This window comes from Micrococcus sp. MS-ASIII-49 (assembly GCF_000946635.1).
GTDB classification, from domain to species: domain Bacteria; phylum Actinomycetota; class Actinomycetes; order Actinomycetales; family Micrococcaceae; genus Micrococcus; species Micrococcus luteus.
In genome coordinates this window covers 1-11,581 of sequence record NZ_JXSP01000156.1, presented here as the reverse complement: position 1 = coordinate 11,581, position 11,581 = coordinate 1, and the positions used below count along the sequence as shown (strand labels likewise).

At 66.9% G+C, this 11,581-nt stretch carries 8 protein-coding genes; 5 read left to right on the top strand and 3 right to left on the bottom strand.

All coding sequences use genetic code 11. The annotated features are described in order from the left end of the window. The coding region (locus SJ20_RS10220; RefSeq protein WP_044659834.1) for a CoA transferase at positions 1–282 on the bottom strand (282 nt) is incomplete at its 3' end. Positions 283–1,014: 732 nt separating this feature from the next. Here SJ20_RS10220 and dnaB point away from each other — a divergent pair. Further along, on the top strand, positions 1,015–2,406 hold the full coding sequence (gene dnaB / locus SJ20_RS10215) for a replicative DNA helicase (protein WP_044659833.1): 1,392 nt from the start codon (positions 1,015–1,017) through the stop codon (positions 2,404–2,406). Positions 2,407–2,517: 111 nt separating this feature from the next. Here the strand turns inward: dnaB and SJ20_RS10210 are convergent, their stop codons facing one another. Both SJ20_RS10210 and SJ20_RS10205 read right to left on the bottom strand, forming a co-directional pair. Beyond that, positions 2,518–3,021: a DUF4411 family protein gene (locus SJ20_RS10210; protein ID WP_044659832.1), complete on the bottom strand. Its 504-nt coding sequence runs from the start codon at positions 3,019–3,021 to the stop codon at positions 2,518–2,520. Then, on the bottom strand, positions 3,018–4,166 hold the full coding sequence (locus SJ20_RS10205) for an ImmA/IrrE family metallo-endopeptidase (protein ID WP_044659831.1): 1,149 nt from the start codon (positions 4,164–4,166) through the stop codon (positions 3,018–3,020). Before SJ20_RS10205 ends, SJ20_RS10210 begins: the two co-directional genes overlap by 4 nt. Positions 4,167–4,265: 99 nt before the next feature. Here SJ20_RS10205 and SJ20_RS10200 point away from each other — a divergent pair, with 99 nt between their 5' ends. The 4 genes from SJ20_RS10200 to SJ20_RS10185 all read left to right on the top strand — a co-directional run bounded on the left by SJ20_RS10200 (position 4,266) and on the right by SJ20_RS10185 (position 11,295). Continuing rightward, positions 4,266–5,738 carry a class I SAM-dependent DNA methyltransferase gene (locus SJ20_RS10200; protein ID WP_044659830.1) on the top strand — a complete coding sequence of 491 codons (1,473 nt, stop codon included), beginning with the start codon at positions 4,266–4,268 and terminating at the stop codon, positions 5,736–5,738. Further along, positions 5,735–6,817: a restriction endonuclease subunit S gene (locus tag SJ20_RS10195; RefSeq protein WP_080981675.1), complete on the top strand. Its 1,083-nt coding sequence runs from the start codon at positions 5,735–5,737 to the stop codon at positions 6,815–6,817. Before SJ20_RS10200 ends, SJ20_RS10195 begins: the two co-directional genes overlap by 4 nt. Before the next feature lie 54 nt (positions 6,818–6,871). Further along, positions 6,872–10,297, top strand: coding sequence for a DEAD/DEAH box helicase family protein (locus tag SJ20_RS10190; protein ID WP_228070676.1), 3,426 nt, complete (start codon positions 6,872–6,874; stop codon positions 10,295–10,297). 215 nt (positions 10,298–10,512) lie between these two features. After that, a complete protein-coding gene (locus SJ20_RS10185) occupies positions 10,513–11,295 on the top strand; it encodes a GIY-YIG nuclease family protein (RefSeq protein ID WP_044659829.1) in 783 nt (260 codons plus the stop codon). Positions 11,296–11,581: the final 286 nt, after the last annotated feature.

The window sequence follows — 11,581 nt, the reverse complement described above, 5'->3', positions numbered from 1 at the left end:
GGCGGCCCGCCGCTGGTCCTCGGGGTCCTTCAGGTCCCAGCCGACCGACTCCTTGTTGCGGTTCACGGACTCGAAGTAGGTGGCACCCGTCGCCGAGCGGGGCGGAGCCCAGCCGCGGGTGTCGTCGCCGCGCACGGGGTGCTCCACCTTGATGACGCGCGCCCCGAGGTCCGCCAGCGTCATGGTGGCGAGCGGGCCGGCGAGGACGCGGGAGAAGTCGGCGACGAGGACGCCGTCGAGGGGGAGCGAGGCCGGGGAGGGGGCGGTGGTGACCGGGGGCACGGCGGACTCCTCACTGTGGCGGACGACACGACGACGGGTTCCACCCAAGCACCGTGCTCGCGTTCCGTCCAATGACTCTGGGGCGGGTCACTGACGTGCGTGAGTCATCGGCGCCGGGCGGTCCGGGGCGGCCGGGAGAGGTGGGCACGGGGAGGACCCGGGGCCGCGGGCAGACGCTGTCAACTTCGCCGTCCCCAGATCCGGGCACCTTGTCCACAGGAGTTGTCCACAGATGTGGAGGGTGTGGACGACGGTGTGGATAGGCCTGTACCAGGCGGTGTGATGAGGGCGCAAACGGGGGTGCTGTCAAGTTGGATCGACGGGGCCGAAAGGGGGGTGGAGAATCTTCCTCCACAGCCCTGGGGATCGCATCGTCCCAGGTCAGAGCCGGATTCTGGGGGTGGCCGAGCGGTTGTCCCCAGCGCGGTCCCCAGGCGATCCACACGACACGCCGCCGAATCCACACGTTGTCCACAAGGCCTGTGGGAAACGCGGTTGCCCAGCCTCCACGGCGCGCGTAGTGTCGCGTGGTATCCCCAACGCGAGGGCGGGTATTGGCCGCAGGTGACCACTGACAGGCGCGCATCCGCTCGGACCGTCGCCCCGGGGACCGTCGCACCGTCCGCCTGCAGGAGGGTGCGGCGGCACGGGCGGTGACAACAGAGGAATCAGGGCCGGGAAGACCGGCGAGGGCCGCCGTCGTGCGGGCTGTGGGAAGGGAGTCTCCGGACGTTGACTGAGAACTACGGAGACTCGGGCTCCTACGACGGCGGCCGTTCCTCTGAACGCTTCCTGCCGCCCCAGGACCTGGAGGCGGAGCGCTCGGTGCTGGGCGGCATGATGCTCTCCAAGGACGCGATCGCGGACGTGGTGGAGCTGCTGCGCGGCCACGACTTCTACCGGCCCAGCCACGAGATGATCTACGAGGCGATCATCGACCTCTACGGCCGCGGCGAGCCCGCGGACGCCGTCACGGTGGCGGACCTGCTGAACAAGCGCCAGGAGCTCAGCCGCGTGGGCGGCCCCGCCGTGCTGCACGAGCTGATCCAGTCCGTGCCCACCGCCGCCAACGCCAGCTTCTATGCGGAGATCGTGGCGGAGAAGGCCGTCCTGCGCCGCCTCGTCACCGCCGGCACCAAGATCACCCAGCTGGGGTATCAGGGCGACGGCGAGGTCGAGGAGATCGTCAACGAGGCGCAGTCCGAGATCTACAAGGTGGCGGAGAACCGCCAGTCCGAGGACTACGTGCGCCTCGCGGAGATCATGGAGCACGCCGTCGACGAGATCGAGGCGGCCGGCAACCAGGGGGAGGGCCTGACGGGCGTCCCCACCGACTTCTACGACTTCGACGAGCTGACGCAGGGCCTGCACGGCGGGCAGATGATCGTGATCGCGGCGCGCCCCGCCGTCGGCAAGTCCACGCTCGCGCTGGACTTCGCGCGGGCCGCGGCCATCCACCACAACATGGCCACCGTGTTCTTCAGCCTCGAGATGGGCAAGAACGAGATCGCCATGAGGCTCTTGAGCGCCGAGGCGACGATCGCGCTGCAGGACCTGCGCAAGGGCACCATCCGGGATGACCAGTGGTCCAAGATCGCCGCGACCGTGGGGCGGCTGAACGAGGCGCCGTTCTTCATCGACGACTCCCCGAACATGACCATGATGGAGATCCGCGCCAAGTGCCGGCGGCTCAAGCAGAAGAACAACCTCAAGATGGTGGTGCTGGACTACCTGCAGCTCATGAGCTCGGGCAAGAAGGTCGAGTCCCGTCAGCAGGAGGTGGCCGAGTTCTCGCGTGCCCTGAAGCTGCTGGCCAAGGAACTCGACGTGCCGGTGATCGCGTTGAGCCAGTTGAACCGTGGGTCCGAGCAGAGGACGGACAAGCGGCCGCAGGTGTCCGACCTGCGCGAGTCCGGCTCGATCGAGCAGGACGCGGACATGGTGATCCTGCTGCACCGCGAGGACGTGTACGACAAGGAGTCCCCGCGCGCCGGCGAGGCCGACCTGATCGTGGCCAAGCACCGCAACGGGCCGACGAAGACCATTGTGGTGGGGTTCCAGGGTCACTATTCGCGGTTCTCGAACCTGGCGAGTGATGCGGGTGGTGGCCCGGGTGGGTTCTGACGGCCGTCACTGACGCCAAACCGCCCCGTCAGTGAGTGCAGAGAGCCTGTCACTCACTCGAGTGAGGCACTCACTGTGTCGACTGACGGCATCAGTGACGTGCATCGTTCTTCAGGGCACGAGGTCGAGCGTCAACCGGGGTCTGGTCTGGCGCATGCATTCCCACAGGTCGACGCAGCGGGTCTCCAGAGCGGCACAGGCGTCAGGGATTTTCACGCGCTTGCGCGCCTGAGGGGCGGGCACCTCGAAGGTGACCACGGTGGCGTCCATGCATGCAGCCTGCGCCACCAACAGCAGATCGGCGCTGTCATCCAGAAACTCGTCCTGCGCGGCCTGTTGATACGCGGGCTGACGGGTCAGGGTCCACTGGGCCAACTCGCCGATGCGCTGGGGCACCTCTGACGTGGGTGGGAGGAAGAGCTGCGGATGGTTTGACGCCCAGGTGGCGAGTTCATCCCCGCCCCGGCATAGCTCCTGCCGCACGGCCTCCACGCTGGCGACCCAGCCTGCCGCATGAGCGCGCTCCAGCCACGTCCAGAACCCCGGGGCGAGATCGAACCCGTAGTAACTGTTCTTCGGCGTGATGAAGGTGTTGGCGTCGAGCAGGAACATCATGCGGCCGCCATCTTCTGAGCCAGGGTGTCCATAACCTCACGCTTGTGGGTTCCGAGCAGGCGGAACGCGTCCCGGTAGCTGGTTCCGCCTTCCCGGGCGCTGGCCACCACGGCAGTGGTGAACGGGACGCCGAGGCGGTAGCGGGCGGTGCGGTAATAATCGCCCCCTCCGCCCTTCGGCGCCGGGGTCTGGGGGTGAGGGATGCGGGCCAGCGCTGCGAGCTGCGCGTCGGCGGCCGCAGGGGTGATCAGTCCGCAGGTCTTCATCCGGAGAACCACGACGGCGCGGCTCACCTGGCAGCGTTTGGCCACATCGGCGACCACCTCGTCGAACTCCGTGCTGAGTCGCTCCTGCTGCTGCTCCAGCACGACGCGGGGCACCAGGGCTGCGGCGGCCACCCGGTTGCACCAGGCCTCCTCGTAGGGTGCGTGGCGTCCGGGGCGGGCATCAGACAGCGCACTGTGTCCGAGGAGCAGGTGAGCGGTCTCGTGGAGGAGGGTGAAGTGCTGGGCGGTCTTGGCCTCGGTTCCGTTGACGAAGATCAGTGGAGCGAGGTCGTCGGCCAGGGCGAAGCCCCTGAACTCGTCCGGGTTCAGGGGCCTTCGGGTCTCATTGCCGACGTAGCCGCTGATCATCACCAGCACCCCCGCCTCTTCCAAGGCGCCCACGAGCGCGCTGCGGAAGGCGTCACCGGCGCCGGACAGGGCGTCCAAGTGGAGGATCTCCCGGAGGCGTGTTCCGGCATCCTCTGTATCGTTCTGGAGCGTGGCGCTGCCCACGAGGGGCACGGGGCTGGCGCCAATGGCGAGCATGTGGTCCCGGTACCAGTCCTGGCGGAGCTGGCACTCCCGCAGGACGTCCACCAGCTCGGCGGAGGGGTGATCCACGCCCTGGCTGCCCGGCGTGCGCATGTCAGGGATGGGGATGGGTGCCGGCGCCGGGGGAGCGCTGAGGAACAGCATGCCGAAGGGCACATGGACCTTCTGCCCGAACCGTTCCAGCTGCTTCATGGTGGGCTTCTTCGTCCGGCTGAGCCAGGCCTCGAGGTCGGGGTGTGCGGTAGTAGCGCTGGCCAGGTCGATGCCCCCACGTTCGAGGGCCCAGCGCAGGACGGCCGGCTCGACGTCGACGCGCACCGTGGGCATGGACCGCCTCCTCCCTGGGCCGGGGCGACTTTGTGTCGCCCTGTGCTCAGCCTAGTCATCGCCTCGGACGCTGTAAGCCCCACCCCGTACACTCGCGTCGTGATCACCGGAACTCTCAAAAACCAGGTTGACCGCGTCTGGGACGCCTTCGCCACGGGTGGCATCAGCAACCCTCTTGAGGTGATCGAGCAGATCACCTACCTGCTGTTCCTGCGTCGCCTGGATGAGGCACAGACGCAAGCCGAGGCCAAGGCGCGCCGCACGAACCAACCGGTGGAGACGACGATCTTCGACGCCGACCACCAGCACCTCCGCTGGCACCAGCTGAAGAACGTCGCCTCGGACGAACTCTTCGCCCGCATGGACCGCGAGGTCTTCCCGTTCCTGCGCCGTCTCGGCCAGCAGATTGGAGGGGAGGACTCCACTTACGCGCACCACATGCGAGACGCCCGCTTCACCATCCCCAACGCGCGCATGCTCGCCACCGCCGTGGATCTGATCGACAAGCTTCCCCTCACAAACCGGGACACCACCGGTGACCTGTACGAATACCTCCTCTCCAAGCTCTCCACCGCGGGACGGAACGGCCAGTTCCGCACGCCGCGGCACATCATCGACCTCATGGTGCGGATGACGGCGCCCACCCCGGAGGACGTGATCGTGGACCCGGCATGTGGCACGGCAGGGTTCCTCGTCGGCGCGTCGGAGTATCTGCGGGAGGAACACCCGGAACTTTTCTTTGACATGAACCAGCGGCTGCACTTCAACCGGCGCATGTTCCACGGATATGACTTCGACAGCACCATGCTGCGCATCGCCAGCATGAACATGCTCATGCACGGGGTGGAGTCCCCGGACATCGCGTACCGGGACTCCCTGGCCCAGGGTGCTAGCGACGGCGACGCTGGCAAATACAGCTTGATCCTCGCCAATCCGCCGTTCGCCGGGTCCCTCGACACCGAGGGCGTCAGCTCTGACCTGCAGCGCGTGGTGAAGACGAAGAAGACGGAGTTGCTCTTCCTGGCCCTGTTCCTGCGGCTGTTGCAGCCGGGCGGTCGTGCGGCGGTGATCGTCCCGGAGGGGGTGCTGTTCGGCTCGTCTAAGGCCCACAAGGACTTGCGCCGGATGCTGGTGGAGGACCATCACCTGCAGGCGGTGGTGAAGTTGCCTGCGGGTGTGTTCAAGCCCTACGCAGGGGTCTCGACGGCGATCCTCTTCTTCCGCAACGACGGTCCCGGCAGCACGGACGACGTCTGGTTCTACGACGTCCGCGCCGATGGGTTCTCGCTGGACGACAAGCGCACGCCGGTGGAGGCCAACGACCTGCCGGACCTCGTTCAGCGGTGGCAGAACCCGGCAGGAGAGAAGGACCGGCCGCGGACCGCGCAGTCCTTCCTGGTGCCCAAGGCGGACATCGTGGAGCAGGGGTACGACCTCTCCCTGAACCGGTACAAGGAGTTGGAGATCGAGGAGGTCGAGCACCGGGACCCGCTGGAGATCCTCGTCGACCTCGAACAGCTCGACGCCGAGATTGCCGCTGGGACTGCGGAGCTCAAGGGGATGCTGCGGTGAAGACGGTGAAGCTGGGTGACATTGTTTCCCTTAAGTACGGGAAAGCGCTGAAACAGGGTGATCGCCGAGGGGGGCCTGTTGCCGTCGTGGGCTCCAGTGGCGTCGTGGGGTTCCATGATCAAGCCCTCAGTTCGGGCCCCGCGATTGTCGTAGGAAGGAAGGGGTCAATCGGGTCGGTCACCTGGGTGCCCGGTGATGTTTGGCCTATAGATACTGCCTACGAGGCGGTGCCTCTCGGGGAGGGCGTCGATCTTCGGTGGCTGTATTGGATCCTTAGCGCTCTCGGTCTCAAGGGAATGAATAAATCAGCGGCAGTGCCAGGATTGAATCGGGATGATGTGTATCGTCTCTCGATTAGGCTTCCTGATCTCAAGGAGCAAAGGCGCATTTCGGCGATTCTGGACCAGGCTGACGAGCAGCGGTCGCGCCGGCGGGCGCAACTCGAGCGACTGGCTGCTCTTGTCCAGGTGGCGTTCGCTGATCGCGTCCGGGAGGCCGGTCCCGGGCAGCCCCTATCGGAGCTTGCGTCTTTCGTACGAGGCGTCACCTTCAAGCCCGAAGATGTGGCTGAGTCAGGTGTCCCCGTGATGCGTACGAAGAATGTGCAGAAGCGCCTGGACAGTTCGGATCTTATTCGCATCCCGGCAGAGCTCATCAAGAACGAGGCAAAGTATCTGCAAGAGGGGGACACCTTAGTGTCCAGTGCGAACAGCTACAACCTCGTAGGAAAATGCTGTTTCGTTGACTCCCTGCCGGAGCCGTCGGCTATCGGCGGATTCGTTTCAGCGCTTCGTCCCGGCCCCGACGTCGACCCGACTTTCCTCTACGCCTGGTTCAACAGTGACAGAGTCCAAGCGACCGTGCGAAGCTTTGGCAATAAGACGACGAATATCAGCAACCTCAACATCAAACGGACGTTGCAGTTGCGTATCCCGGACGTGTCTCTCGATATGCAGAGAGAATTCGCCGCCGTCGTCGAGAAGATCGACGTGCAGCGAGCGCGTGTCGAGCGGGCACTGGCGTTGGAGGACGAGCTGTTCGCGTCGCTCCAACACAGGGCATTCCGCGGGGAGCTGTGAATCCGGCAGGATGACAGTGGGCGGCTCGGTGGTGAGCTGCCGGAGAGGGTGTTGATGGCAGGCAACATGGACTGGGTGGAGCGGGCGCTCCCCGTTGCTCACGAGGACGCTGCGCAGGCCGAGGGCTACATGAGCACCGACCCGCGCGCGGCCGCGTTCTATGCCCGGCGCTGCGTCGAACGGGTCGTCGAGTTCGTCTACGCCACCCATCGCCTCGAGGACCCGTACAAGACCGACCTCTCCGGCCTCATCAACGGGGTAGCCTTCACCGGCCTGGCCGGACGCCCGGTGGTGGACAAGCTCAACTTCCTCCGTAAGGCCGGCAACAACGCCGTTCACAAGGATTCCGTGCTGGATGCCCGCGCCGCCCTCACCATCCTGCGCGAGCTGTTCCACGTGCTCGTCTGGGCCGCGTTCCACCACGGCCCGCACCCGGAGGCCGTGCCCACCGGTGCGCAGTTCGACCACGCACTTGCCCCGCAGAAGGCCGCCATGAGCGTGGAGCAGCTCGACGCCGTGATTGCCCGGCTCAAGAAGCAGGACGAGGACAACGCCCGTCTCCGCGAGCAGAACGAGCAGCAGGCCGCCGCGTACGAGGCCGAGATCCAGGCCCTGCGGGAGCAGATCGCCGCCGCCCAGGCCGCCGCCACCACCAGCGAACTCCCCGACCTTCACGACTACGACTACGCAGAGGCGGAGACCCGCTCTCTCTTCATCGACCTCCTCCTCGCCGAGTCCGGGTGGCCCCTCGACCAGGCTCGCGACCGCGAGTACCCCGTCACCGGGTTGCCCACCCCCGGCGGCACCGGGCGTGTGGACTACGTTCTCTGGGGAGCCGATGGTCTGCCCCTGGCCGTGGTGGAGGCCAAGCGCACCACCAAGAGCGCGCTCGAAGGCCAGGAACAGGCCCGCCGATACGCTGACGCCCTTGAAGCGCAGTTCGCTCGCCGCCCGCTGATCTTCTACACCAACGGCTATGACCACTGGTTCTGGGACGATGCGGCCTTCGGCGAGGCCGGCGGCTACCCGCCCCGTGAGATTGAAGGGTTCTTCACCGCCGACGAGCTCGAGCGCCTCATCCAGCGGCGTACCGTCCGCCAGGACCTTACGGACGTGCCGGTCAACGTGGACATCGCGGGACGGCCATACCAGCTGGAGGCGATCTCCGCCGTCGGGCAGGCCCTCGCCGCCCGCCAGCGCGATGCCCTGCTGGTCATGGCCACCGGCACCGGCAAGACCCGGACCGCCATCGCCCTCGTGGACCAGCTGATTCGGGGGAACTGGGTCAAGCGGGTCCTGTTCCTCGCGGACCGGACGGCCCTGGTACGGCAGGCCAAACGGGCGTTTGCCGCGAACCTGCCGGACACCGCCGTCGTGAACCTGCAGGACGAGAAGCGCGGGGAGGGGCGGGTCTACACCGCGACCTACCCGACCATGCTCAATCTGCTGGAGCACGACGGGCAGGACGGTGGGACGCGGAGGTTCGGCGCCGGGTACTTCGACCTCGTGATCATCGACGAGGCCCACCGCTCCGTCTATCAGAAGTACGGCGCGATCTTCGACTGGTTCGACTCCCTGCTGGTGGGCCTCACCGCTACACCCAAGGACGAGGTGGACCACAACACCTACCGGCTGTTCCACCTCGAGGACGGGGTGCCCACCTTCGCCTTCGACCTTGAGGAGGCCGTGGAGCAGGGGTACCTGGTGCCGCCGCTGGGGGTGTCCGCGGGGACGGAGTTCCTGCGCCAGGGGATCCGTTACGCCGACCTCTCCGACGAGGAGAAGGCCGAGTGGGACGCGCTGGATTGGGGCGAGGACGGCCCCCCGGACAGCGTGGACTCCGAGCAGGTCAACAGGTTCCTCTTCAACGAAGACACCGTGGACAAGGTCCTGGAGCTGCTCATGGAGCGCGGTCAGAAGGTGGCCGGCGGTGACCGGCTCGGCAAGACCATCGTGTTCGCGAAGAACCAGAATCATGCCGACTTCATCGAGCGTCGATTCAACGCGCGGTTCCCCGAGCTGGGCGGGACGTTCGCACGGGTGATCACCAGCAAGACCGCGTTCAACGACGCACTGCTGGATGACTTCTCCGACTCGGACAAGGCCCCACATATCGCCATCAGCGTGGATATGCTGGACACCGGGGTGGACATCCCTGAGGTGGTGAACCTGGTGCTGTTCAAGGTGGTCCACTCCAAGACCAAGTTCTGGCAGATGATCGGCCGCGGCACCCGCCTGTGTCCCGATCTGTTCGGGCCCGGGCAGGACAAGAAGAACTTCACCGTCTTCGACTTCGGAGAGAACCTGCCTTACTTCAACCAGGATCTCCCCGAGCCGGGGTCCTCCGTGCAGAAGTCCCTTACCCAGCGGTTGTTCGAGGCACGGGCCGGGATTGTGGCGGCCCTGGATGCGCGCGAGGGCGATGGGGAGGCGGGCTCGGCCAGCGTCGTACGCCAGGCCCACGCCACCTGGCTGCACTCCTACGTGGAGGGCATGCCGATGCAGAACCTGCTGGTGCGCAAGCACCGGCGCCACGTGGAGCGCTGGTCCGAGCCCGATGCGTGGGCCGCGGTGACCGCCGAGGATGTCGACGAACTCGCCGACCATGTGGCCGGACTGCCCTCCACGCTGCGTGACCCGGACGAAGCAGCGAAGCGCTTCGACCTCGTGACCCTGCGCTGGCAGTTGGCCACCCTGGACGGTGATGCCGCCCTGGCGGAGCGTTGCCGCAGATCCGTCCAGGAGGTCGCGGGTGCGTTGCTGAGTCAGCTGGCTATCCCAGCCGTCAAGGTGGAAGAGTCCCTGCTGCGCTCCGTTGCGGAAGACCTGTGGTGGGAAGGCGCTGGCGTCGTTGACGTGGAGGCGCTGCGGGAGAGCCTGCGCGGACTGGTGGTGTTCCTGCCGAGGCTGAGCTCCTCACCGGTGTACACGGACTTCGTGGACACCCTGGGGGAGATCGACGAGGTGGTCGTGGTGCCGGCACGGCCGGGCATGAATTGGGAGCGCTACCGCGAGAAGGCCATGGCCTTCCTGCGCGCCGAGGAGGACACCCTGGCGTTGCGGAAGCTCCGCGGCAACCAGCCGCTGACGGCCACGGATCTCGAGGAGCTCGGTCGCATGCTGGTGGCGGCGGGCGGATCTGACCGGCCGGAGCTGGATTGGGTGCGTGAGCACGCCGGCGCCGAGCTGGGCGTCTTCGTGCGCAGTCTTGTGGGGTTGGAGCGGCGGGCCGCGGAAGAGGCGCTGGCCGCGTTCCTGGACGAGGGCAGGTGGACCACGCGCCAGATCCGCTTCACCCGCATGCTCGTGGACGACCTGGTGCGCAACGGCGTGGTGGACCCGGGTCGGCTCTACGAGGACCCGTATCTCGCACTGGGTGGCGTCGATGCCGTGTATCCGCAGGATGCTGCGGACGCCGTGGTGGCCGTACTGGCCGAGGTGCGGGCGCGGGCCGAGGTGGAAGCGGGGAAGGTGGCCTGAGGACGGACTACTTGCGGACGGCGCGCTGAGCGACCTGGGGCAACATCTGACCAATCTGTCTGAGCCCATCCGGACCAGTGATGGCGGCGACTGCGATGATGCCTGCTGTGCCAATGGGCTAGGCCCGTGGTGCTCAGGACCGCACGCATTTGCTCGTGGGCCAGACCGGCGAGGAAACGTTGGTTCTCGAGGTCTTTTTTTCGTTGGCCCGGTCAATGAGTTCATCCACCATCCTGGCCATCCGCCACACCTACAAGGAGTCGGGGCTGCCATCGCGGGCGGCGGCCACGCCGGAGCGGGTGCTCGCCTACACACGGGAGCAGCACCACGTGGGGAAGTTCCCGAAGGAGCCCGCCCGCCACTGGCTGATCTTCATGGGGGAGGGAGGACGTCGTTCTCGCCTCACCGCCGTGTACGAGAACCGCGGGGAGGTCGTGGCTGAGCGCACGGAGCGGTACCGGTACTACGACGTTGCGCCGGTGCCGCTGCTGGCCTCCCTCGAGGAGCGCCTGGTGGTGGAGTGGTCCGCAGACCCCGTGAACTGGGCCAAGCGCGGCCCCCTGGCGGCGCGCTTCCCCGTCCTCGAGATCGCCGACCCCACCACCGAGGCGTTCCCCGGCTTCGACCATGTGCTGCTCAGCTACGGGGACCTGCAGTCAATGGTGACCGAGACTCGCTACGCAGGCTGGCGCACCGCCCTGGAGGCCGTACGCGGGATCTACCTGATCGCCGACGAGACCGCGGGCCGGTGCCACGTCGGCAAGGCCGACGGTGAGCGTGGTGTGCTCGGACGGTGGGAGGCCTACGCCCGTGACGGGCATGGTGGGAACGTCGCCCTCCGGGATGCCCTGGAGCTCGACCCCGACCAGCCGGAGCGGTACACGTTCAGCCTGTTGCGCGTGTTCGGCTCCAATACCCCGCAGGCCCAGATCGACGCCGCGGAGAAGCACTACAAGGACGCTCTGATGACGCGCCGGTTCGGGCTGAACCGGAACTGAACGGACGTCGTTGTCCGGGGGGAGAGAGCGAAGGGCAGACGGGAGGGGGGATGGATTGCCCCCGCCGAGCCTCGGGGAGGAGGGCAAGTGCGCCATCCAGGCACAGCAGTCACCGCTGAATTCCTCGAATATGACTGCCCGCGAGCACACGGGGCATCTGCAAGCCGCCCGCATTGATGTCATCGCGCGGGCCGAGGTCGTCGAGGCGGGCGGGCCAGGTCTGATGGGTGTGAACGGCCCACCCGGGACCGGCAAGACGACGATTGTAAGCGGCCATGAAAAGCTG